20 protein-coding genes are annotated in these 22554 nt (G+C 61.9%); 10 read left to right on the forward strand and 10 right to left on the reverse strand.

Going from position 1 to position 22554, the window contains the following annotated elements; genetic code table 11:
- Positions 1-38: 38 nt before the first annotated feature.
- Complete coding sequence (locus M5C01_RS05260; RefSeq protein ID WP_178129774.1) at positions 39-1877, forward strand: amidohydrolase; 1839 nt, start codon at positions 39-41, stop codon at positions 1875-1877.
- A 72-nt stretch (positions 1878-1949) separates the two neighbouring features.
- Here M5C01_RS05260 and M5C01_RS05265 read toward each other — a convergent pair whose 3' ends face one another.
- The 5 genes from M5C01_RS05265 to M5C01_RS05285 form a co-directional block, all read right to left on the reverse strand.
- Positions 1950-3542 carry a DHA2 family efflux MFS transporter permease subunit gene (locus tag M5C01_RS05265; protein ID WP_152737525.1) on the reverse strand — a complete coding sequence of 531 codons (1593 nt, stop codon included), beginning with the start codon at positions 3540-3542 and terminating at the stop codon, positions 1950-1952.
- The gene (locus M5C01_RS05270) at positions 3539-4687 is read right to left on the reverse strand and encodes an HlyD family secretion protein (protein WP_152737526.1); all 1149 of its coding nucleotides are present in this window, start codon (positions 4685-4687) and stop codon (positions 3539-3541) included. Before M5C01_RS05270 ends, M5C01_RS05265 begins: the two co-directional genes overlap by 4 nt.
- A gap of 7 nt (positions 4688-4694) precedes the next feature.
- A complete protein-coding gene (locus M5C01_RS05275) occupies positions 4695-5228 on the reverse strand; it encodes a helix-turn-helix domain-containing protein (RefSeq protein WP_152737527.1) in 534 nt (177 codons plus the stop codon).
- A gap of 283 nt (positions 5229-5511) precedes the next feature.
- On the reverse strand, positions 5512-5793 hold the full coding sequence (locus M5C01_RS05280; RefSeq protein ID WP_103499373.1) for a DUF2790 domain-containing protein: 282 nt from the start codon (positions 5791-5793) through the stop codon (positions 5512-5514).
- 140 nt (positions 5794-5933) lie between these two features.
- Complete coding sequence (locus M5C01_RS05285; RefSeq protein WP_152737528.1) at positions 5934-6827, reverse strand: LysR family transcriptional regulator; 894 nt, start codon at positions 6825-6827, stop codon at positions 5934-5936.
- Between the two features lie 183 nt (positions 6828-7010).
- On the opposite strand from M5C01_RS05285, the gene M5C01_RS05290 reads away from it, so the two are divergent.
- Positions 7011-8042: an NAD(P)-dependent alcohol dehydrogenase gene (locus tag M5C01_RS05290; protein WP_152737529.1), complete on the forward strand. Its 1032-nt coding sequence runs from the start codon at positions 7011-7013 to the stop codon at positions 8040-8042.
- On the forward strand, positions 8039-9226 hold the full coding sequence (locus M5C01_RS05295; protein WP_248764284.1) for an MFS transporter: 1188 nt from the start codon (positions 8039-8041) through the stop codon (positions 9224-9226). The genes M5C01_RS05290 and M5C01_RS05295 overlap by 4 nt, the downstream gene beginning before the upstream one ends.
- Before the next feature lie 16 nt (positions 9227-9242).
- Here the strand turns inward: M5C01_RS05295 and M5C01_RS05300 are convergent, their stop codons facing one another.
- Positions 9243-10136, reverse strand: coding sequence for a LysR family transcriptional regulator (locus M5C01_RS05300; protein ID WP_152737530.1), 894 nt, complete (start codon positions 10134-10136; stop codon positions 9243-9245).
- A gap of 113 nt (positions 10137-10249) precedes the next feature.
- On the opposite strand from M5C01_RS05300, the gene M5C01_RS05305 reads away from it, so the two are divergent.
- From M5C01_RS05305 to M5C01_RS05315, 3 genes are read left to right on the forward strand one after another with little or no spacing between them, the layout of a single operon-like run.
- Entirely contained in the window at positions 10250-11653 is a 1404-nt protein-coding gene (locus tag M5C01_RS05305; protein WP_152737531.1) for an amidohydrolase family protein, read from the forward strand.
- A 14-nt stretch (positions 11654-11667) separates the two neighbouring features.
- Positions 11668-12138, forward strand: a complete 471-nt coding sequence (locus M5C01_RS05310; RefSeq protein ID WP_152737532.1) for a DMT family transporter — start codon at positions 11668-11670, stop codon at positions 12136-12138.
- A complete protein-coding gene (locus tag M5C01_RS05315) occupies positions 12135-13409 on the forward strand; it encodes an OprD family porin (RefSeq protein WP_178129765.1) in 1275 nt (424 codons plus the stop codon). The genes M5C01_RS05310 and M5C01_RS05315 overlap by 4 nt, the downstream gene beginning before the upstream one ends.
- A 127-nt stretch (positions 13410-13536) precedes the next feature.
- On the opposite strand, the gene M5C01_RS05320 is transcribed toward M5C01_RS05315, so the two are convergent.
- Entirely contained in the window at positions 13537-13884 is a 348-nt protein-coding gene (locus tag M5C01_RS05320) for a hypothetical protein (RefSeq protein ID WP_040069550.1), read from the reverse strand.
- A gap of 457 nt (positions 13885-14341) precedes the next feature.
- Here M5C01_RS05320 and M5C01_RS05325 point away from each other — a divergent pair, with 457 nt between their 5' ends.
- The 4 genes from M5C01_RS05325 (at position 14342) to M5C01_RS05340 (ending at position 18121) form a co-directional block, all read left to right on the forward strand.
- Positions 14342-14797 carry a hypothetical protein gene (locus tag M5C01_RS05325; protein WP_152737533.1) on the forward strand — a complete coding sequence of 152 codons (456 nt, stop codon included), beginning with the start codon at positions 14342-14344 and terminating at the stop codon, positions 14795-14797.
- A gap of 336 nt (positions 14798-15133) precedes the next feature.
- Positions 15134-15646 carry a formaldehyde-activating enzyme gene (fae, locus tag M5C01_RS05330; RefSeq protein WP_100943543.1) on the forward strand — a complete coding sequence of 171 codons (513 nt, stop codon included), beginning with the start codon at positions 15134-15136 and terminating at the stop codon, positions 15644-15646.
- A gap of 10 nt (positions 15647-15656) precedes the next feature.
- Positions 15657-16691 (forward strand): aldo/keto reductase, encoded by a 1035-nt coding sequence (locus M5C01_RS05335; protein ID WP_152737534.1) that lies wholly within the window; start codon positions 15657-15659, stop codon positions 16689-16691.
- The gene (locus tag M5C01_RS05340; RefSeq protein ID WP_152737535.1) at positions 16688-18121 is read left to right on the forward strand and encodes an NAD-dependent succinate-semialdehyde dehydrogenase; all 1434 of its coding nucleotides are present in this window, start codon (positions 16688-16690) and stop codon (positions 18119-18121) included. The genes M5C01_RS05335 and M5C01_RS05340 overlap by 4 nt, the downstream gene beginning before the upstream one ends.
- Positions 18122-18339: 218 nt before the next feature.
- Here M5C01_RS05340 and M5C01_RS05345 read toward each other — a convergent pair whose 3' ends face one another.
- The 3 genes from M5C01_RS05345 to M5C01_RS05355 all read right to left on the reverse strand — a co-directional run bounded on the left by M5C01_RS05345 (position 18340) and on the right by M5C01_RS05355 (position 22552).
- Complete coding sequence (locus tag M5C01_RS05345) at positions 18340-19215, reverse strand: LysR substrate-binding domain-containing protein (protein ID WP_103499369.1); 876 nt, start codon at positions 19213-19215, stop codon at positions 18340-18342.
- A gap of 375 nt (positions 19216-19590) precedes the next feature.
- Positions 19591-20772, reverse strand: a complete 1182-nt coding sequence (locus M5C01_RS05350; RefSeq protein ID WP_152737536.1) for a hypothetical protein — start codon at positions 20770-20772, stop codon at positions 19591-19593.
- 139 nt (positions 20773-20911) lie between these two features.
- A complete protein-coding gene (locus M5C01_RS05355; RefSeq protein WP_152737537.1) occupies positions 20912-22552 on the reverse strand; it encodes an ABC transporter ATP-binding protein in 1641 nt (546 codons plus the stop codon).
- Positions 22553-22554: the final 2 nt, after the last annotated feature.

The raw sequence follows: 22554 nt of genomic DNA on the forward strand, positions 1-22554 counted from the left end.
TTACATTCCGTCAAGCAAGGAGAACTGATATGAGCAATGTGATCGCTGACCTGATTCTGCACAACGGCCGCTTGCACACCGTCGACCGCGCCCAACCCAAGGCCACGGCGGTAGCCATCAAGGACGGTCGCTTTATCGCCGTGGGCAACGACGGCGAGGCCATGGCCTTGCGCGGTAGCACCACCCAGGTAATCGACCTCAAGGGCCGCACCGTCATCCCCGGCCTCAATGACTCGCATCTGCACCTGATCCGTGGCGGCCTGAACTACAACCTGGAACTGCGCTGGGAAGGCGTGCCCTCGTTGGTGGATGCTTTGCGCCTGCTCAAGGAACAGGCCGAGCGTACCCCCGCGCCGCAATGGGTGCGGGTGGTAGGCGGCTGGAACGAATTCCAGTTCGCCGAAAAGCGCATGCCGACCCTGGAAGAACTGAACAAGGCGGCGCCGGACACCCCGGTGTTTGTCCTGCACCTGTATGACCGCGCCTTGCTCAACCGGGCGGCACTGCGGGTGGTCGGCTACAACCGCGACACGCCGAACCCGCCGGGTGGCGAGATTGTCCGCGATGCCAAGGGCGAGCCGACCGGCATGCTGATTGCCCGGCCCAACGCGATGATTCTCTACTCGACCCTGGCCAAGGGGCCGAAACTGCCGCTGGAGTATCAGGTCAACTCGACCCGCCAGTTCATGCGTGAACTCAACCGCCTGGGTGTCACCAGCGCCATCGATGCCGGCGGCGGTTTCCAGAACTATCCGGACGACTATGAAGTCATCAACGAACTGGCGGCCAAACAACAACTGACCGTACGGATTGCCTACAACCTGTTTACCCAGAAGCCCAAGGAAGAGCTGGCGGATTTCAAGAACTGGACCAGCAAGGTGACCTACGGCCAGGGCGACGACTTCCTTCGGCACAACGGCGCAGGGGAGATGCTGGTGTTCTCGGCGGCGGATTTCGAAGACTTCCTCGAGCCGCGCCCGGACTTGCCGCAGACCATGGAACAGGAGCTGGAGCCGGTGGTTCGCCATCTGGTGGAACAGCGCTGGCCGTTCCGCCTGCACGCCACCTATGACGAATCCATTTCGCGGATGCTGGATGTCTTCGAGAAGGTCAATCGGGATATTCCGTTCAATGGTCTGCCGTGGTTTTTCGATCACTGCGAAACCATCACGCCAAAAAACATCGAACGGGTACGGGCGTTGGGCGGCGGCATCGCGATTCAGGACCGCATGGCCTTCCAGGGTGAATACTTCGTCGAGCGTTACGGCGCCAAGGCCGCCGAGGCCACGCCGCCGATCAAGCGCATGTTGGCCGAAGGCGTGCCGGTAGGCGCGGGCACCGATGCCACGCGGGTGTCGAGCTACAACCCCTGGACTTCGCTGTACTGGATGGTCAGTGGACGTACCGTCGGCGGGCTCGAGCTCTATCCCGAGGGGCTGCCACGGGAAACCGCGCTGGAGCTGTACACCCATGGCAGTGCCTGGTTTTCCTCGGAGCAGGGCAAGAAAGGCCAGATCAAGGTCGGGCAACTGGCGGACCTGGTGGCCTTGTCGGCGGACTATTTCAGCGTCGACGCCGAAGCCATCAAGTGGATCGAATCGGTGTTGACGGTGGTCGACGGCAAGGTGGTGCACGCGGCGGGTGATTTCGACAAACTCGCGCCGCCGACGCTGCCGGTGACCCCCGACTGGTCGCCGGTGGTCAAGGTGCCGGGACACTGGCGGCCGAACTCGCCCTTGCAGGCCCAGGTGCACCAGTGCAGCGGTCCTTGCGGGGTGCATGCCCACGGTCATGAGCGGGCGCGGATGTCGAGTGTGCCGGTCAGTGACTTCCAGGGGTTCTGGGGGGCCTTCGGTTGTTCGTGTTTTGCTTTCTGAGTCACGAGTATCAATGTGCGCACGCTTCTGCGGGAGTTGGCTTGGCGGCTCCCGCAGAAGTGTGTCGTGCCCTTAATGTGCGTCCGGTGAGGCTGCCGCAGCAGGCGGTGGTTTCACTTTATGCATCAGTGGAACCAGGGCCGTGGCGATGATGAAACAGACCATGATCACCAGGAAGGTATCGGCATAACTCTGGGTCTGCGCCTCACGATAGGCCAGTTGCCAGAGTTGCTGCAGGCTGGCGGTGGTGCCTTCGCTGCCGCTCTGGCCGAGGGCCGCGAAGTTGCTGCCGACCGTGGCCATCCACTGGTTCAACGCTTCGTTGGTGCTGTTCAGGTGCTCGGCCAACCGGTTGAAATGCAGGTTGGTCCGATCATTGAGAATCGTCGCGCAAGCCGCGATACCAATGGCTCCGCCGAGGTTGCGCATCAGGTTGAACAGGCCTGAAGCCTGTTTCAGACGTGCCGGTGCCAGGGCGCCGAGGGTCAGGGTCACGGTGGGCGGCACGGCGAATTGCTGGGCCATGCCCCGCAGTGCCTGGGGCAACATCAGCTCCTTGCCGCCCCAGTCATGGGTCAGCGGCGAGAAGTCCCACATCGACACGGCAAACAGCCCCAACCCCAGCATCATCAGCCAGCGCAGGTCGACCCGGTTGGCAAAAAACGCGTACAGCGGAATTGCCGCCAGTTGGAACAGACCGGTGGAGAACACCGCCAGGCCGATGTCCAGGGCGCTATAGCCACGCACTCGGCCGAGAAACAGTGGCGTCAGGTAAATGGTCGCGAACAGCCCGATACCGGTGACGAAGGAAAAGAAGCAACCCAGGGCGAAATTGCGCTCCTTGAGCGCGCGCAGGTCGACCACCGGATTGGCCACCATCAGGCTGCGGCTGACAAAGGCCAGCCCGGCGAGGCCGGAAATCCATGCGGTGGCCAGGATAGTGCTGTCGCTGAACCAGTTCCAGCGCGGGCCTTCCTCCAGGGTGTATTCCAGGCAGCCGAGAAACACCGCCATCAGCAGCATGCTCAGGTAGTCGGCACCCTTGATCAGGCGCAGGTCCGGCTCGTCGATCCGCACCAGCATCGGCACCACCACGGCGACGAACACACCGGGCACCAGGTTGATGTAGAACAGCCAGTGCCAGGAGGAAATATCGGTGATCCAGCCGCCGATCACCGGGCCGAGGGTCGGCGCCAGGGAGGCGATGGCACCGATGGTCGAGGCGGCGATAACGCGCTGCTTGCCGCTGAAGAACATGAACGCCGAGGTAAACACCAGGGGGATCATCGAGCCGCCCAGGAACCCTTGCAAGGCGCGAAACACGATCATGCTCTGGATGTTCCAGGCCGCGCCGCAAAGCAGGCTGGCCAGGGTGAACCCCACCGCCGAGGCACAGAACAGCCAGCGCGTGGAAAACACCCGCGACAGCCAGCCCGACAGCGGGATCACGATGATTTCGGCGATCAGGTAGCTGGTCTGCACCCAGGCGGTTTCATCGGTACCGGCCGACAGTCCACCGCCGATATCGCGCAACGAGGCGGAGACGATCTGGATGTCCAGCAGGGCGATAAACATGCCCACGCACAGGGTGGCAAAGGCGAACACCTTGACCGAGGTGCTCATCGACGCCGCGTCGAAAGGCTTGGCCGGGGCGCGGGTGCTCATGGCGTGCTGACCAGTTGGCTGGTGGCACGTTGGTCAGCCGGGCGGCTGGCGACGCCATTGGCGTTGTGCAGGGTATCGACTTCGGCGGTGACCGAGAGGCCCGGGCGCAGCTGCCCGAGCACGCCATCGGTCTGGTCAAGCATGACCCGGACCGGCACCCGCTGGACGATCTTGGTGAAGTTGCCGGTGGCGTTTTCCGGTGGCAGCACGCTGAACTGGGCGCCGGTGGCCGGGGCCAGGCTGTCCAGGTGGCCGTGAAAGACCTTGCCGGGCAGCACGTCGGCGCGGATGGTCACGGCCTGGCCGGGAAGCATATGGGTCAACTGGTCTTCCTTGAAGTTGGCATCGACCCAGAGGCCCTGCTGTGGGACCACGGAAAGTAACTGCGAACCGGCCGCGGCAAAGGCGCCGACCCGGGCCCGACGGTTGCCGATCACGCCGTCCACCGGCGCTCGCAATTCGGTGTAGGAGAGGTTCAGGCGGGCCATGTCGCGTTCGGCGACCGCTTGCATCAACGCGGCCTTGGCCTGCAATTTCTGGGTCTCGATCACGTCCACCTGGCGTTGATTGGCCAGCAGCGTGGCTTGCGCCTTGGCGCCATTGGCCTGGGCGGTCTTGAAGGTGGCATCGACCCGTTGGGCACTTTCCACCGACACCGCCGAGCGGCCCACCAGACTTTCGTAGCGGGCGTGGTCGTTGCGCGAACGCACGGTTTCCGCATTGGCCGCATCGATGCCGGCCCGGGCCTGGCTGATCACCGCGTGCTGCAACTGCTCGGTGGCGTCGAGATTGGCCAGCAGCGCCTGTTGGGCGGCGACCGCGCCTTCGGCCTTTTGCAGGGCGGCGACGTAATCGCGATCATCGATCTTCACCAGCAGGTCACCGGCGTGGACGAACTGGTTGTCGGTGACTTTGAGCTCGGCGATATAACCCGGCACCTTGGGCCCGATCACTGTCACGTCGGCGCCGATATAGGCGTCGTCGGTGCTTTCGATAAAGCGTCCGGCCGTCCACCAGTGCAGGCCGTAGAAAGCGGCGAAGACCACTGCGCCAGTGACCACCGTCAGCAGCAGGAGGCGCTTGAACAGCACCGGTTTTTTCTGAACGGCCAGTTCAGGGGCAGAGGCCGAGGACAGGTTGGTCATGACGGAGTTACCGGTTGGCAGAGAGGGGGGGAGCGATATCAGGGTTTTGCAGCGCCGCCAGTTGGCGGCGTTTTTCAAAGCGTCGACGCATGGGCTCGTCGGCAGCCGGGCCGGCGACGACCTTGTGGCGCCGACTGATGGTCTGCCCGGAGCGACGGTCGATCAGGGCCAGTTCGACGAGTTCGCCGCTGGCACTGTCGACGAGTTGAGTGGTCGGGCCTTCGGGTGAGAGGTGCTGGTTGCCCCAATCCATCAAGGTCAGCAGCACCGGTCTGAAATCCCGACCGCGAGCGGTCAGCAGGTAGTCGAAGCGCGGTGGGGCATCGTTGTAGGCCCGGCGTTCGAGCAAGCCGTTTTCGACCAGGTCATTGAGACGGCGGGTCAGGATACTGGGGGCAATCCCGAGGCTTTCCTGGAACTGATCGAAACGGCTGAGACCGTAGAAGGCGTCCCGCAGGATCAGGATATTCCACCACTGGCCGACCAGCTCAAGGCTGCGGGCCACGGGGCAGTGCAGGTGGGCCAGGCTTGTCCTTTTCATGGTTGGGGCCTCGGAGTGCGGTAATGATTATGTGTGTCATATTATGATCATAATATATGCTGGCGACTTTCAATTTGCAAGTCACTGCTTGCAAGTATTTTCAGGCGAGGGGGGGAGGTGGGCAGAGGGAAGGTTCGGGCTGGATGGGGGCACACGGGGCATGGGATCTTGAGAGCAGTACCGAACCGTGTGGGAGCCGGCTTGCCGGCGATGAGCCCGCAAGCCCTGTGTCGACTATCCGGCCGTCATCGCCAGCAAGCCGGTTCCCAAAAGGGGATGGTGATCACCCGTGCTGGCAGGCGTTGCCCAGGCGGATAAAATTCATTTCGTGGCGCACGCCCTGGCCGTCGACGTAGATCACGTGCCCCTGTACCGGACCACAATCGGAGGCGGCGGCACTGTCGGCGCGCACGGCCTTGGCCATGTCGAGGTCTTCGGAATAGTCATAGGGCTCGGCGTTGGTGCTGGCGGTTGCACCCTGGCCTTGGGGAGCGGCGGTCACATCACCTTGGGCGGTGGCAACCAGGCTGAACAGCGAGAGCAGGACAAACAGAAGGTATTTCATGGCGGTCTCCGGAAAGACATCCCCCTCACCTGACGGTAGTGAGGCAGTGGCGCCATTTTACGAACGGCATCGCCTGCAATAGAACGGATCCTTGCCAATAGCGGATATCAGCGTGATCGATACTGGGCAGGCGCCGGAAACTACGGGCGTTGTTCGGGAAACAGATGAGTCTTCAGGAAGTCGATGAACACCCGCAACTTCAGCGACGGGTATTTGCCGGAAGGCCACATCAGCCGGTAGACGCCGGATTCGCAACAGTCCTCAAGGACCTTGACCAGCTTCCCGCGCTCCAGCCATTCGCGGATGGCGAAGTCCGGCAGGTAGGCGATACCTATCCCCTGTACGGCGAACACGATGCGCGCCTCCAGATTGTTGCAGACCATTGAGGTCGGCAGTTGCAGGTCGATGTCCTGGGTTTCGCGGTTCAATGGCCAGACCTGCAGTTTACCGGTGTTGGGGAAACGAAACTGAATGCAGCTGTGCCGCATCAGGTCGATGGGCGACTGCGGCACACCGTGTTTTTCGAAATAGTCCGGCGAGCCCACCAGGATCATTTGATACGTGCCGATATGGCGGGAGGTCAGGCTGGAGTCGGGGACTTCGCCACTGCGAATCACCGCGTCGTAGCCTTCTTCAATGACATCGACCCGGCGATCGTCGAAGGTCAGGTCCAGGTCGATGGCCGGATAGGCTTTCTTGAACTGGGCCAGCACCGGTAGAAAGGGTTCGTCGACCAGCGGCATGCTGATCTTCAGGCGCCCACTGGGAGCCGTTGTGGTCTGCGAGAACTCGGCCTCGGCGGCTTCGATTTCGGCCAGGATGCGCAGGCTGCGTTCGAGAAAACGCGAGCCTTCTTCGGTCAAGGTGACGCTGCGCGTGCTGCGGTTGAACAGGCGTACGCCGAAACGTTCCTCCAGGCGCACGATGCTTTTGCCGATGGCCGAAGCGGACACCCCCAGCAAGCGGCCGGCGGCGACAAAGCTGCGGGTCTGCGCCACGGATACGAAGACATTCAAGCTGCTCAAGCTATCCATTTTTCATTCTCGACCATGAACCTTAAATCCTGCTTTTTTGCTGCGCCGAACCGATCGGGTGACGGGTTATCCTAACTCGATTGCGGAATAAAACATCCGTAGATAGCGGATATGGCACCTACTTAATCGGGAGCTGGAGGCCCTCTATGATCGCCACATCGCTCATCAACCGAGATCACCGTCATGTCCGAAATCATGAACCGCTGGGAAATTTCCTCGTTCGGTCTGGATAATCTGAATCTGGCCAACACACCGCGTCCGCTGCCGAAAGCCGGGGAAGTTCTGGTCAAAATCGAAGCCGTGTCGCTCAACTACCGTGATACCCAAGTGGTCGAGAATGGCATGACGGCGGCCCTGGCCTTTCCGTTCACCCCGGCCTCCGATATGGCCGGGACCGTTGTCGCGGTGGGAGAGGGCGTCACTCGTTTCAGTGTAGGCGAGCGCGTCATCTCCACCTACATTACCAACTGGATCGATGGTAATCCCAAGACCTGGGCCGAAATGCCGACCCAGGGCGGGCCGATTCAAGGGATGCTCGCGCAGTACGTCACGACGCCGGCCGAGTGGTGTGTCCGCGCGCCGAAAAACCTGACCCCGGTGGAGGCCAGTACGCTGCCCATCGCCGCCTTGACCGCCTGGATGGCGCTGATCGAATTGGGGCACTTGCATGCCGGGCAGACCGTGGTGGTCCAGGGCACCGGCGGCGTTTCATTGTTCGCCGTACAGTTGGCGGCCGCCAGCGGCGCCAAAGTGATTGTCACCAGCAGCAGTGACGCGAAGATCGCCGAGGCGATCAAGCTCGGTGCCAGCCATGGCATCAATCGCACCACCACACCTGAATGGCAAACGGCGGTGCTGGAGCTGACCGAGGGTCGCGGCGCCGACCATGTGCTGGAAATGGCTGGTGGCGATAACTTGGGACGCTCCCTGCAAGCGGTAGTGCCTGGTGGCCGGGTTTCCATTATCGGTTTGCTGGAGTCCGAAGAGTTGCGTACTCCGATCATGCCGTTGCTGGGCAGCCGTGCGTCGATTGTCGCTGTGGCGGTAGGGCCGCGCCGCGCACTGGAAGATCTGGTGCGGATGATCGATCACCACGGGATCAAGCCGGTGATCGATGCCACCTACGCCTTCGCGCAAGTCCCCGAGGCGTTCGCGCACCTGAGCCGTGGCGCGTTCGGCAAGGTTGTTATCGACTTCGCGCTGGCATCGAAATGACTGGTTCGATCAAACCCATGAGCGTCATGCCCTTTATCATGCTCGGGCTGTTCGGCCTCTATACCCTGGAACTGGGCGTGGTCGGGATCCTGCCGCTGATCGTCGAACGCTTCGGCGTGACGGTGGCCCAGGCCGGCCTGCTGATGAGCTTGTTCGCCTTTATCGTGGCGGCTTGCGGCCCGTTCCTGGTGCTGGTGTTTTCCCGCTTCGAGCGCAAGAAAGTGCTGGTGGGGGCCCTGTTGTGCTTTTCCCTGTGCAGCGTTTTGTCAGCCTATGCGCCGAACTACTCGACGCTGATGGCCCTGCGCATCGTGCCGGCGATGCTGCATCCGGTGTTCTTTTCGGCGGCGTTCGCGGCGGCTATTTCGCTCTATCCCAGGGAGCGCGCCGCCCATGCGACCACAGTGGCCTTTATCGGCACGACCCTCGGCCTGGTGTTCGGCATCCCGATTACCGCCTGGGTGGCCGGACGCTTTTCCTATGAGACTTCGATCCTGTTCTGCGCCGTGGCCACCTTTCTGGCGGGACTGGGCTTGTGGCTGCGGTTGCCGCGCCAGGTCGCCGCGCCGGAAAGTTTCGCCAGTCAGCTGTCGATCCTGCGCAAACCGTCAGTGTGGTTGGCGATCATCGGTACGCTGCTGGTGTTCACCACCAAGTTCGCGGTCTACAGCTATGCCGCCGAGTACCTGAAAAGCCAGACCGGCCTTGGGGGAGAGACCATCAGCCTGCTGCTGGTGGTCTTCGGGGTCGGCGGGGTGCTGGGGAATATGCTGGCGGGCAGGGCGCTGGCCCGTCATCTGGTCAGGACTGTGCTGCTGTTTCCGATTCTGCTGAGCCTGGCCTACGGGATGCTCTACTGCTTCGGCAGCGCTTCGCTTTGGTCGATGCTGCCGATCGTGTTCGTCTGGGGTGCGATTCATACCAGTGGCATGGTCATCACCCAGATGTGGTTGACCAGTGCCGCCCCTGAAGCCCATTCGTTCGCCACCAGTCTGTATGTGTCGGCGGCCAACGCGGGGATTGCCATCGGCGCCTGGGTCGGAGGTCTGTTCATCAATGCCTATGGCCTGCCGGGGACGATCGCCTGCGGTTTGTTGTTCGCGGCGTTGTCGTTGCTGGTGATCGTGGTGAAATCGCTGCTCTATCGGACGCGTGCCGAGGCGCTGGTTCCGCAAACCGCCTGATCCGTTCCGCTCGGGTTCAGTGCTGCTGGCGCAACGCAGCGATAAACACTTGCAACGCCGAAGACATCTGCCGGTTGCTCGGGTAGTAGAGGTAGAAGCTGGGGAAGGGCGTCGACCATTCCTCCAGCAGCGGCACCAGCGCGCCGCTGTCCAGTTCGGCCTTGAGCCACTCGCGAATCCACACGGTGATGCCCAGGCCATCGACCGCCGATTGCAGCGCGACGGCACAATCGCTCACCACCAGGGAGCCCTTGACGCTGAGCTCGAACGGCGTGCCGTCGTTGAAAAAGCGCCACTTGTACAGCCCGGACTCACCGGCGCGGCGCCAGTTCACACAACTGTGTTGCAGCAGTTCCACTGGTGTCTGCGGGCGGCCGCGCTGCTGCAAGTATTTGGGCGAGGCCACGGCAATCTGGGTCAGCGGCTCGCTGAGCCTGAGGGCGACCATGTCCTGCTCGATGAATTCCCCCAGGCGGATGGCCGCATCATGGCCTTGGGCGACGATGTCGGTGGTGCTGTCGTCGGTGGTCAGTTCGAGCAGGATGTCCGGGTAGGCGGCCTGGAAGGACGGCAGGATCGGCTGGATAAAGTGCAGCATCGCCACCTGCGGAGCACTGATGCGCAGTGTGCCGATGGGGGTGTCGCGGTATTCGTTGAGTGCCTCCAGCGCCGACTCCAGGTCGGCGAAAACGCTGCGCAGCCGTTCGAACAGGCGGGCACCGGCTTCCGTGGTCGACACGCTGCGGGTTGTCCGGTTCAGCAAACGCACCCCCAGGCGTTCTTCCAGGCCCTTGATGGTCTGGCTCAGGGCGGATGCCGAGACGCCGAGCGACTGGGCCGCCCGGGAAAAATTGCGCGCCTGGGCCACCGCGAAAAAAGCCTTGAGGTTGGCGAATTCCTGATCACGCATTATGTATTTGCTCCTTCATAATGTTTGAAGATTGTTCCGTATTCTAAATAAAAGGTGCGGGTCGGACAATGCGCTCAATCGGCGATCCCGCCCGTGCCACCGAAGGAACTGTCATGTCATTCCCTGCTCATTTCGACCTGCTGAACTCAGCCCTCGCGCCTTTGCCCGATCAACATCGCCTGCTGCTACTCAAGGGCGGAATGGTCGTCACCCTGGATGATCAACTGGGTAACTTCGTCGAGGCTGACGTTTTGATCCGTGGCACCGAGATCGTCGAAGTCGGTGTCAGCCTCGGCGCCGAGGGGGCCGAGATCATTGACGCCAAGGGCATGATCGTCATCCCCGGGATGGTCGATACCCATCGCCATGCCTGGGAAGGTCAATTGCGGCGCATCAACCCGGACTCTCCGTCCCTGGAAGACTATTGCAACGCCACGCACTTTTCCTTCGCCAAGTACTACCGACCCCAGGACATGTACGTGGGCAACATGCTGACTGCCCTGGGCTGCATCAATGCCGGCATCACCACCATCATCGACAACTCTCACAATGCCCGTAGTGGCGCGCATTCCGATGCGGCCATCGAGGCCCTGCAGGACGCCGGCATCCGTGCAGTGCACGCGCCGGGTGCGCCGTTGTCCGGTGAATGGGACTCGGCCCAATGGCCCGGTGACCTGCGTCGCTTGAAGGGCAAGTATGCAAACGGTGACGACTCGCTGGTGACCCTGGCAATGATGTCGCAGATCGACCGCGAGCAATGGGCGGTGGCCCGCGAGCTGGGCCTGAATATCGTTACCGAGTTCTTCGGTGCCGGTATGGCCAGTGAACTTGAAACGCTGCACGAAGAGGGGCTGCTGGGTCCGGACAATATCTTCAACCACTGCACCTGCCTGCCGGACCACGGCTGGTCGATCCTGCGCAAGGCCGGAGTGAAGGTCAACGTCTGCCCGCGTTCCGACGCCCACTATGGGCTCGAAGACGGTGTGTTTGCCTGGCAAAAGGCCGTCGACCACGGGATGAACCCGGGTTTGAGCGTCGATAACGAAAGCTCCTATGGCGGCGACATGTTCGGTGAAATGCGGGTGGCTTTCTATCTGCAGCGCGCGGCGGCTCACAGTGCACGTTTTCACGGTAAACCCGCCACGCCGGACCTGGTCAGCACCCGACAACTGCTCAAGGCCGCGACCCTCGATGGTGCGGCGTGCGCGGGGCTCGACTCGCGCATCGGCAGCCTTACGCCGGGCAAGCAGGCGGACATCGTGATGATTCGCACCGACAACCTCAGCCTCTATCCGTCCAACAACGCGCTGGGCACGGTGGTTCACGCGGCGGAGCGGGGCGATATCGACACCGTGATCATCGCCGGGCGGATTCGCAAGCAGGGTGGCGTGGTGCTGGGGGTGGATCGCCCGCAACTGGAACTGGCGACCGAAGAGTCCCGTGAGTACCTGTTCGCGGCCGCCGGTTACACCCCGGACCCTTTTGCGGAAGATTTTTCTCCCCTGCATTCCCACTGATAGAGGTGGCCGTCATGTTCCTGATTTCCTTTGCGCTGGCCTTTCTGGCGGGCATCGCGATAGCGCTGCAAGCGGCGGTCAACAGCCAACTGGCTGGGGCCATGACAGGCAATACCCTGGCGGCCGCGTTCTATTCCTTCTTCACCGGCATGTTGGTGCTGGGTGTCCTTGCCTTCTTTCGCGGTGGCCTGGGCGATTCCCTCAATGTGATTCCGAGCCAGCCGGGCTGGCGATTGGTGGGCGGGGTGCTCGGTGCCGGGGCGATTTTCTGCACGGTCTGGCTGGCGCCGCGCATCGGTTTGGCGAACCTGCTGGTCCTGGTGATTGCCGGCCAGTTGCTGTCCTCGGTGGCGATTGACCATTTCGGCTGGCTCGGCAGTGTGGTGCGGCCCGCCGCGACCTTGAAAATCGTCGGTGCCAGCGTGGTTTTGCTTGGGGTTGCCCTGACGCTCTTCGGCGACCGTTTGAAGGAACTGTTGTCGTGAGCGTCTTCATCCATGTCGCAAGCGCCAAGGGCCTGCCGGTCCTGGCTGGAGCTGTGGCCCTGACGGGGTTCAGTGCCTGGGCCCGAGCGGATTTCTTCGGCGACTCCCATGCCTTTTTCGAAACGCGCAATGTGTATTTCAATCGCGACTTCCGTGATGGACCCTCCAGCCTGCAATCCAGGCGGGATGAATGGGCGCAAGGCCTGATGCTGAAACTGGAGTCGGGCTACACCCCGGGAGTGGTGGGTTTCGGTGTGGACGCGCTGGGTATGCTGGGCATCCGCCTGGACTCCAGTCCCGAGCGGGCGGGGAGTGGCCTGCTGCCGGTCCGCTCTGATGGACGTGCTGCGGCGCAGTACGGCAAGCTGGGGCTGACGGCCAAGCTGAAAATTTCCGCGACCGAGTTGAAGGCCGGGGCGCTGATCCCTTCGTTGCCTACGCTACGACCTAACGATGGCATGATTCTGCCGCAGTCGTTCGAGGGCTTGATGCTGACTTCCCGGGAGTTTCCTGATCTGGTGATGACCGCGGGCCAGTTGGACAAAGTGAAGGCGCGCAATGATACGAGTTATGAAGACATTACCCTGAACAACAAGAACAACCGATTTACTCGTAACGCCCCGGGCGGCCAGTTGGACCTTGCAGGCTTTGATCGCAAGCTGGGTGATGATCTCAAGTTCAGCTATCACTACGCCGGGTTGAGCGATGTCTACCGGCAGCATTTTCTCGGGTTGATTGCCAGCCGCCCCCTGGCGTCCGGTACGTTGAACGCCGATCTGCGGTTTTTTGCGAGTGAGGACCAAGGCGCTGCCCGGGGAGGAAAAATCGACAACCAGGCGCTCAATGGTCTGTTCGGCTACGGACAGGGTGGGCACAAGGTCAGCCTGGGTTACCAGCGCATGTCAGGGGCCAGCGCCTTTCCTTATATAGAGGGCAGTGACGCGTATCTGGTGAACTTTGCCCAGATCGGCGATTTTGCCGAGGCGAAGGAGCGATCCTGGCAAGCGCGTTACGATTACGACTTCGAGTCGATGGGCATTCCCGGGTTGACCTTCATGAGCCGCTATATTTCTGGCGACCATGCACAAGTGCCGGGTGTTTCAGGCAGGGGGCAGGAGTGGGAGCGTAACACGGAGGTGCGTTACATGATCCAGAGTGGGGCGTTCAAGAACCTGGCGTTGCGTTTGCGCAATGCGACGTACCGCTCGTCGTTCAGCCGGGACGCGGACGAGACCCGGATATTGCTCACTTATACCAAGGCCTTGTGGTAGGCGGCGCTCCTGAAAACGCCGCGAACCTTGTAGGAGCAGCTTGCTGGCGATGCGATCTGGCAGCCGACATTTTTGTCGTTTGGTAAACCGCTATCGCCGGCAAGCCGGCTCCTACAATGACCGTGTGTTACTTGCCGCCCAGGGCGCCACCGGCCGCGCCGCCGAGGCCGGCACCGATGGCCGCTCCGGTCTTGCCGCCCAACTGGTTGCCCAGCAGCGAACCACCGGCTGCACCGAGGCCGCCGCCAATGGCTGCCTTGGTTTTCTTGCCTTTCTTGGCTGCTACGGCACCACCGGCCGCGCCGCCCAGGCCCGCGCCGACTGCTGCGCCGGTGCTGCCGCCCATCTTCTGGCCCAATACGTTGCCCAGGGCGCCGCCCAGACCACCGCCGACCGCGGCCTGTGTGCCGCCCGCCGCCATGGCGCCTTGGGCAAACAGGGCGCTGAGGGCCAGGACGGTAAGTGCTTTACGCATGTTGCAAACCTCGAAAGAAAATGGAACGGCAATTGTCACCGCCTCCGGTTGGCGAAGCAAATACTGTTGTTGGTGATATCAAAGCATCCAACCGCTTCTTTCAGGAATAAAAAACCACTGTTTGTGCTCCATTATGGTTCATCTCAAACCATTAAAAACATGTGGTTATTGAAGGGGTTATGTCAATAGGAAGCTGAAAAACATCTTGTTACAGATTGTCGCAGTGGGTTAATATTGCCCTGCGTTCACCTACCACGGTTTATGCATTTTTAAGCCCCAAGCGTCCATCAGCCGCTTGGGCTTTTTTTTGCCTGGAGTTTGTCTGTCGGTGTCGGCGGATATCAGTGAATTGTGGGGGCGTGAGTGCTCAGGGAGGGGTTGGCCCGAATGGGCGCAGCTTGGTCGCGGCATGACCAAACCCGGCAGAATTTGATTTATCCATGACAAGGAGAGCAGGGTGCGGGTTATTGGCTGGTTGAAATTCATATTGATGGCTATCGGATTCATTGCGGTCTTGAAGTACGGTTTCATGGCCTTGATACCCTTTGGCGGCGACTCTGGCGATGATACGTCCATCCAGATTTATCCTTCTCCTAACGGGCGGTACAGCGTTGCCCATGTCTGGCATACGGGAGGGGGGGCTCTGGCGCCATTTTGTTGGGACAGTCTCTTTGTTTTCGATAATTTGCTGGATGTTGCCGAGGTTGTTAAAAAACCTGACTACGAAGTTTACTCCTCCGAATGCGATACGTTTTCTGATCATGAGATATCGCCCAAAGTGCAATGGGCGTCCAATCATGATCTTCAGATCGATTTCGCGATTGTTACGACGCGCATGTACAGCCGCCAGGTGAGCCTGCGAGGCCTTGACGCGTCGGGAGCCATACAGATCAAGTTTTCTGCTTATCGCTGACAGTGGATCTGGCAGTGCCTTCTTGTCGGCCTGTGCCCGTGGCTGGGGATGACCCCGGCCATGGCGTGTGTTCGTCCATGATCGGGGCCATGACTAAACCTCATGCCCCCATGACTTTTAATGGTTACAGCCCCCTCCAGCCCCAGTGATAAAAAAGCGCAAACACCAGCTCACTCATAAAAACAAAGAGCGTTTGCACCATGACCCAGCCCCACTGCCGCGTCCTCGCCAGCTTTCTGCTGCGCTCTGCGTTTCCCGACTTTGACCGTTCGTGCCCCAGGGTGCGTGCGCGTTTCTGATCACCCTCAATTCCCTGCGTCCGCGAGATAAAAACCCATGAAAGAACAAGACCTGTACATCGGCGAAGGTTTCGAAGGCCCCGGCGTGAACGCCGCCCATATCAATATCCTCATCGGCCCGCGCAACGGTCCGGCCGGCCAGGCCTTTGCCAACAGCCTGGCGTCGCCGAGCCAGGGCCATTGCCCATTTATGGTGATCGCCCAGCCGAATATCCCGGTCAAGCCGATGACCCTCTATGTCAACAAGGCCGCCATCGGCAGCGACTTCCACGGCAATGCCACCTGGGGCGCGTCCCAGGCCGGGATCGCCAAGGCCGTGCTCGAAGCCTTGCTCGACGGCACCCTGCCGGCCGAAGCCGAGGACGAGTGGGCCATCGTCACCGCCAACTGGGTCAACCCTTCCTGCGATGACCTCGATGCGGTCTACCTGAACAACTACAACGCCTGCCGCACCGCAATCCGCGCCGCCCTGACCGGCCTGCCGGTACGTGCCCAGCTCGCCGATGTGGTCAACCACATCGCCAACCCTTTCTACACCCCGAAAGCCTGAGGTCCGCGCCATGCAATACATTCGTCTGGGCAATTCCGGCCTGCAGGTTTCCAAGCTGTGCCTCGGTACCATGAACATGGGTACGCCGGATTGGAAGCCGTGGATCTTCGATGAGAAGAAAAGCGAACCGATCGTCAAGCACGCGCTGGACAACGGGGTGAACTTCATCGACCTGGCGGACTTCTATTCCGCCGGCGTCGGCGAGGAAGTGGTGGGGCGCATTCTCAAGCGCCTGACCCGTCGCGAAGACATTGTGGTGACCACCAAGGTCGGCTACGGCACCCGCAGCGGGATCAACGCCAGCGGCCATTCGCGCAAGCACATCATGGACAGCATCGACGCGTCCCTGAAACGCCTGGATATGGACTACGTCGATGTCTTCATGCTGCATTACTTCGACATCAACACTCCGGTCGAGGAAACCATGAGCGCCATGAACGACATCGTGCGTTCCGGCAAGGCTCGTTATATCGGCGTCTCGACCATGCTCACCGGGCAGTTGGCGAAGATCCTCATGGCTTGTGAGCGTAATGGCTGGGTCAAGCCGATCAATATGCAGCTGCAACTGAACTGCGCCTACCGCGAAGAAGAGCGCGAGATGCTGCCGTTCTGCCGTGACCAGGGCCTCGGGGTCTCGGTGTTCAGCCCGCTGGCCCGTGGCCTGTTGACCGGCGACGTGCAGTCGACCCGCAACCAGACCGACTTCTTCACCCAGCAGATGTACAGCGACGAAGCGTCTTTCGAAATCGCCCATTCGGTGCAGCGTGTCGCCCGCCGTCGCGGTGTCTCCAATGCGCAGATCGCCCAGGCCTGGGTGGTCAATCACCCGGGCGTGGATTGCATGCTGGTGGGCGCCGACACCACCGAACAGTTCGACAGTGCCCTGGCGGCCCTGGAGACCCGCCTCGACGCCGACGAGCTGTACGAGCTGGAACGCAACTACACCCCGTGTGATGTGATCAACGATTACACCGCCGGCAAACGTATCCTGCGCTCGGCCCGTCCGGCCGAGGCAGCTTTCACCTTGACCGAGGCCGTGGCATGAGCGAGTTGATCCGTACCGGTAACTACATCGATGGCCAATGGTCCAGTGGCGGTCCGACCTACCCGGTGCTGAACCCGGCCAATGGCGAGTTGATCGTTGATGTCCAACGCGCCGGCGCTGAAGAAACCGTCCTGGCCATTGCCGCCGCCGAGCGCGCCTTGCCGGCCTGGCGCAAGCTGAACGCCAAGGATCGCAGCGTGCGCCTCAAACGTTGGAGCGAACTGATGCTGAGCAACCAGCGTGAGCTCGCCACCTTGCTCAGCCGCGAGCAGGGCAAACCGTTGGCCGAAGCCATGGGCGAGGTGGTCTATGCCGCCAGTTTCCTCGAGTGGTTCGGTGAAGAGGCCAAGCGTGCCTATGGCGATGTAATCCCGAGCCACAAGGCCGATGCGCGGATCATCGTCACCAAGGAAGCCATCGGTGTGGTCGCGGCGATCACTCCGTGGAACTTCCCGCTGGCGATGGTCACCCGCAAGGTCGGCCCGGCCCTGGCCGCCGGTTGCACGATGATCCTCAAGCCTTCGGAAGAAACACCATTGTCGGCTTTTGCCCTGGCGGTACTGGCGGAGCAGGCGGGGATTCCGGCCGGTGTGTTCAATATTGTGTCCGGCGATGCGGTGGCCATCGGCGGCGCGCTGCAAGCCTCATCGGTGGTGCGCAAGCTGTCCTTCACCGGTTCGACCCGCACCGGCAAGCTGCTGATGCGCCAGGCTGCCGACACCTTGAAAAAGGTCTCGCTGGAGCTGGGTGGTAACGCTCCGTTTATCGTGTTCGATGACGCCGACCTGGACGCGGCGGTGAAGGGCGCGATGGCTTCGAAGTTCCGCAACACCGGGCAGACCTGTGTCTGTGTGAATCGCTTCTTCATCCAGGATGGCGTGTACGAGGCCTTTACCACCAAGCTGGCGGAGGCGGTCAAGGCGCTGCGGGTCGGCAATGCGCTGGACGGCGAAACCGAGCAGGGGCCGTTGATCAACAGCGCGGCTTTGAGCAAGGTCGAGCAACATGTCGGCGATGCACTGGAGAAGGGCGCCAAGCTGTTGTGCGGCGGTCGTCGTCATGCCCTCGGTGGGACCTTTTTCGAACCGACCATCCTCACCGATGTGGGCGATGGCATGCTGATCGCCCAGGAAGAGACCTTCGGCCCGGTGGCGGCGTGCTTCCGCTTCAAGGAAGAGGCCGAGGTGTTGCGTCGGGCCAATGACACGCCATTCGGTCTCTCGGCGTATTTCTACAGCCGCGATATCGGCCGCGTCTGGCGCATGGCCGAAGGCCTGGAAGCCGGGATGGTGGGGATCAACGAAGGGATCATCTCCACCGAAGTGGCGCCCTTTGGCGGCATCAAGGAATCGGGCCTGGGACGTGAAGGTTCGCATTACGGTCTGGACGACTACCTGGAAATCAAATACCTGTTGATGGGCGGCCTCTAAGGCACCGTCGCCCCCTCACACCCTGTAGGAGCGAGCTTGCTCGCGATGGACGCAAGGGCGCCGCTGGGTATCAGGCGCCCCGAGTTATCGTTCACGACCATCGCGAGCAAGCTCGCTCCTACAGGGGGGGGGGTGTGGGAAGGGCGCGGTAGCGGGTTTCAGTTCTCCTTTTTTTGTGTTGCCTCGGAAAACGGCCGGGGATTGCATCGGGCCTTGAGTCAGGGATTGCTCACCAGGCTCAACCACTCGGTAAACAGCCGCACTTTCGACAACCCCTGCTTGTCGTTCGCCACATCCAGCCAATAGCCATACGGCCCGACCACCTCCACCGGGGTGATGGGCAGCAGGCTGCCATTGGCCAGCTCCTTGACGATCATCTGCCGATCGATCACCGCCAGCCCGCCACCGGCCAGCGCGGTGTTGATCACCTGGTCCAGTGTGCTGAATTCCAGCCCTTGCCGGGCATCGATGTCTTCACGGCCCATCGCCGCCAGCCAGTTCTCCCAGACCTTGAGGCGCTTGCCGTCGTGCAGGATATGCAGCAGGGGAGAGTGGCGCAGGTCCGGCGCCTCGCCCTGTTCGAACAGCTCCGGGCTCGCCACGGCAATATGCCGCTCCATCACCAGCAATTGGCTGCTGCAATGTGTATCCGCCTCGAGGCCGAAACGGATCTGGCAGTCGACCTCGGCCAGGCTGTCATGACTGGCCTGGTTGGTCACGCTGAGGCTGATATCCGGGTAGCGCTGGCAGAACGCTCGCAGATGCGCCGACAACCAGCGGGTGGCCCAGGTCGGTGGCGCGAGGATACGCAGGCGCTGGCGCAGGTTGGGTACCCGCACGGCTTGCAGGGCCCGTTCGATATGGTCGAAGGCATCGCCCAGTTGCGGTGACAATGCCGTTCCTGATTCGGTCAGTGACAAGCCCCGCGGCGTGCGCACGAACAGCGCGACGCCAAGGTAATCTTCAAGCTGCTTGATCTGTCGGCTGACCGCACCTTGGGTGACGTTCAGGGACGCGGCGGCCTGGCTGAAGCTGCGATGCCGGGCGACTTCCTCGAACACGCGGAGCATGTTCAGCGAGGGCAGTTGACGCATGAAATGGATACTCCGGACCGGCTGGCGCACACCTGCGAAACACCGTGTTGAAGCACGGGATCGGCCAGCGTGGAGTCGGTTTTTTGTTGTTCTTTGAAGTGTTTTCTATGTAGGACGTATCTGACTATCAGCGGCGGGCCGATGCAAGCGTTGCTTGGCGGGAGTGAGTTAAAAAAACGACGGGGATGGAAAAAGGTGGGAGAGCCCAGGTGCTCCCCCACAAAGATGCGCAACGAAATGAGGAGGTAAAAGGTGGGTGCTCGAACACGATGCAATCTCGTGGACGAGCACCCACCTGTAGGAGCCGGCTTGCCGGCGATAACGCCCGTGAGTGCGCTGCAAGACTCACGTTCTTGTCACCCGCAAGCTGCATCCTCAGAAGTAATAACCAATGTTCACATACAGCTGGTTTTTCCACAGATCGGTACCACCGGCCGCGAGACTCTGGGTATAGCTGCTGCCGCCGATGTAAGGATCGTTCTTGCCGATCAGCCATTCGGTGGCGACCCAGAATTTGCTCACCGAGAACGAGGTGCCGAGGATCAGGCGCTGGGAGGTCTTGAAGTCATCCGCCGATTTGTCGAAAGCACTGTAGTTGGCGTACAGCTTGATCCCGCTGATCTGGTCAAGCAGGTACTTGCCGTCGACGTCGTAGCTCAGGTCGGCGACATAGAGGTTGCCGCGGCTGGCGACGTTGAAGGTGCCGTCATAGCCGCCGAAGGTCACCACCTCGTTGCTGCCGGGATTGCGTGGCGACATCTGCTGGCGCGCCGCCTGCAATTGCAGGCCCCACGGACCGTCCTTGCCCAGGTAATGGATGGCCACGGCATTGCGTCGACCGTCTTCGCGGGTGTCGCGGTTTTCCAGGGTCGAGGTCAGGCCCGAGATCCCCACCTCGGATTTCCAGTTACCCAGTTGCATGGCCTTGGCCAGGCGCACCACGGCGGTGTTGTGTTCCTGGTTGTTGCTGCCGTCGGTCACATAGCTGTCGGCCCGGGAGACCACGGTGGAGTAGGTGTCGCCGTTGCTGGTGCCACGCCCTTGCAGGGCCGGGCGCAGGTAGAAACCGGCTTGCAGGTTCCAGTCGCCGCTCTGCTGGATGTATTTGGCGCCGACTTCTTCCACGTCTTCCAGGCCGACCACGTTGCCCAGGGTTTCATAGAAGGTACTGCCGAAGTAGGGTTGCAGGCCGAACGGAATCTGGTTCAGGCCGACCTGCACCTGCTGGTCCGGGTTGAATTTGTAGCCGACCCAGGCGGTCTCGGCGAACTGCACCGCGCCGATACGATCGGTGTACTGGTACGGATAGGAGCGCCCGTAGAAGCGGTACTTGGCGGCGGCGATCCAGGTGTCGGAGTTGTACTTGGCGGTAAGGAACGCGGTGTCGAAGTCGAACTTCTGGATATCGCGATCCGGGGCGTAGTCCCAGCGATAGCGGACAGCGCCGCCGATATCCAGGTTGTCGGTGACCTGGATCGCCATTGCGGGCGTGGAAAGGGCGCCCAACAGCGCCAGCGGGGTTAATGAGCGCAAGGCCCGGGTGGTGTTCAAGTTCATGGTCGCTCCGTCTCTTCTCTAGGTTTATTGTTGGCAACAGCCATCCCGGCCACGGCAAAAGCGTGGTCTGGATGAAAGGGGTAGGGCCCGCTACGACGGAGGCTGCGAACAACGTCCAGGTGGTAGCGGGCCGGGAGGATCAGCCGCCGGCGGCACTCAGGCCCGGTGCCGGTCCCGCCTGGGTTGGCGGTCGCACCGAAGCTCCGGGCGCGGCGGCCAGCAGGGTCTGGGTATAGCCATGTCGAGGGTGCAGCAGTACCTGCTCGGCGGTGCCGTACTCGACCACTTCGCCTTGGCGCATCACCGCGATGTGATCGCTGATCTGCGCCGCTACGCGCAGGTCGTGGGTGATGAACAGGATGCTCAGGTTCAGCCGTTGCTGGAGCTCGGCCAGCAATTCCAGCACCTGTTTCTGCACCGAGACATCCAGGGCCGAGACGCTTTCATCGGCAATCAGGACCTGCGGGCGCATGGCCAGGGCGCGGGCAATGCCGATGCGCTGGCGCTGGCCGCCGGAGAACTGCCGGGGCTTGCGTTTCAGGGCGTCGCGCTTGAGGCCGACCTGTTCCAGCAGGTCGCCGGCTTCGATCCAGGCATCCTTGGCCGACAGGCCCCGCAGTTGCGCGGCGCGGGCGATAATGTCGCCGACCCGATGGCGCGGATTGAGCGAGCCGTAGGGGTCCTGGAAAATCATCTGGATCTGCCGCCGGCCCCGGGTCAGTGCCTCGCCCTTGAGGGCGAGGAAGTCGCTGTCGCCGAGCCAGACATGCCCGCTGTCGCTGTCCACCAGGCGGATCGCCGCCTTGACCAGGGTGCTCTTGCCCGAGCCGGACTCGCCGACAATCGCCAGGGTCTTGCCCCTCGGCAGTTGCAGCGAGACATCCTTGAGCGCACAGACTTGACGCCCTTCGACGTGGTAGGTCTTGTTCAGGTGTTCGATCCGCAGGGCGATCTCACCGTCGGCGCAGGGCGCGTGCAGCTCCGGATTCAACGCCGGGACCGCGGCGATCAGCTTGCGTGTGTAGGCGTGGCGTGGCGCCTGCAAGACCTGGTCGCGCTCGCCGATTTCCACCAGCCGACCGCCTTCCATCACCGCGATGCGGTCGGCGATTTCCGCTACCACGCCGAAGTCATGGGTGATGAACAGGATGCCGTGCTGGCCGCGGCCACGCAGTTCGCGGATCAGCTTGAGGACCTGGGCCTGGGTCGTCACGTCCAGGGCGGTGGTCGGTTCGTCGGCGATCAGCAGGTCCGGGTTCATGGCCAGGGCCATGGCGATCACCACCCGCTGGCATTGGCCGCCGGAAAGCTGATGGGGAAAGCTGTTGGCGATCCGTGGCGGCTCTGGCAACTGGGTCGACTCCAGCAACGCGAGCATACGTTCGCGCCGCTCGGCCGCATCCATCTGCGGGGCGTGGATCTCGAAGATTTCCTCCACTTGTCGACCGATGCGGATCGCCGGGTTGAGGGCCGCCATGGGCTCCTGGAAGATCATCGCGATGCGGTTGCCACGCAGGCCGCGCAACTGCGCTTCGGGCATGCTGCAGATGTCCTCGCCGAGGAAATCGATACGCCCTTCGCTGTGACGCAGGCCCTTGGCGTAGTCGCCCATAATGGCCCCGGAGAGCACCGATTTGCCCGAGCCGGACTCGCCGATCACACAGAGGATTTCGCCCTTGCGCACATCCAGGTCGATCTTCTGTACCGCATGGCTGCGGTCCGCGCCCGGCGGCAGTTCGATGGACAACCCCTCGACGCGCAATACTTGTTGGCTGCTCATAC

Origin of the sequence: Pseudomonas sp. MWU12-2319 (genome assembly GCF_023242525.1) — a bacterium.
GTDB classification, from domain to species: domain Bacteria; phylum Pseudomonadota; class Gammaproteobacteria; order Pseudomonadales; family Pseudomonadaceae; genus Aquipseudomonas; species Aquipseudomonas gingeri_D.

Bases quoted from the DNA above. Each gene is read 5' to 3' on its own strand.
- M5C01_RS05265 (WP_152737525.1), bottom strand. From the start codon at position 3,542: ATGAGCACCCGCGCCCCGGCCAAGCCTTTCGACGCGGCGTCGATGAGC.
- M5C01_RS05270 (WP_152737526.1), bottom strand. From the start codon at position 4,687: ATGACCAACCTGTCCTCGGCCTCTGCCCCTGAACTGGCCGTTCAGAAA.
- M5C01_RS05275 (WP_152737527.1), bottom strand. From the start codon at position 5,228: ATGAAAAGGACAAGCCTGGCCCACCTGCACTGCCCCGTGGCCCGCAGC.
- M5C01_RS05280 (WP_103499373.1), bottom strand. From the start codon at position 5,793: ATGAAATACCTTCTGTTTGTCCTGCTCTCGCTGTTCAGCCTGGTTGCC.
- M5C01_RS05285 (WP_152737528.1), bottom strand. From the start codon at position 6,827: ATGGATAGCTTGAGCAGCTTGAATGTCTTCGTATCCGTGGCGCAGACC.
- M5C01_RS05290 (WP_152737529.1), top strand. From the start codon at position 7,011: ATGTCCGAAATCATGAACCGCTGGGAAATTTCCTCGTTCGGTCTGGAT.
- M5C01_RS05295 (WP_248764284.1), top strand. From the start codon at position 8,039: ATGACTGGTTCGATCAAACCCATGAGCGTCATGCCCTTTATCATGCTC.
- M5C01_RS05300 (WP_152737530.1), bottom strand. From the start codon at position 10,136: ATGCGTGATCAGGAATTCGCCAACCTCAAGGCTTTTTTCGCGGTGGCC.
- M5C01_RS05305 (WP_152737531.1), top strand. From the start codon at position 10,250: ATGTCATTCCCTGCTCATTTCGACCTGCTGAACTCAGCCCTCGCGCCT.
- M5C01_RS05310 (WP_152737532.1), top strand. From the start codon at position 11,668: ATGTTCCTGATTTCCTTTGCGCTGGCCTTTCTGGCGGGCATCGCGATA.
- M5C01_RS05320 (WP_040069550.1), bottom strand. From the start codon at position 13,884: ATGCGTAAAGCACTTACCGTCCTGGCCCTCAGCGCCCTGTTTGCCCAA.
- fae (WP_100943543.1), top strand. From the start codon at position 15,134: ATGAAAGAACAAGACCTGTACATCGGCGAAGGTTTCGAAGGCCCCGGC.
- M5C01_RS05335 (WP_152737534.1), top strand. From the start codon at position 15,657: ATGCAATACATTCGTCTGGGCAATTCCGGCCTGCAGGTTTCCAAGCTG.
- M5C01_RS05340 (WP_152737535.1), top strand. From the start codon at position 16,688: ATGAGCGAGTTGATCCGTACCGGTAACTACATCGATGGCCAATGGTCC.
- M5C01_RS05345 (WP_103499369.1), bottom strand. From the start codon at position 19,215: ATGCGTCAACTGCCCTCGCTGAACATGCTCCGCGTGTTCGAGGAAGTC.
- M5C01_RS05350 (WP_152737536.1), bottom strand. From the start codon at position 20,772: ATGAACTTGAACACCACCCGGGCCTTGCGCTCATTAACCCCGCTGGCG.
- M5C01_RS05355 (WP_152737537.1), bottom strand. From the start codon at position 22,552: ATGAGCAGCCAACAAGTATTGCGCGTCGAGGGGTTGTCCATCGAACTG.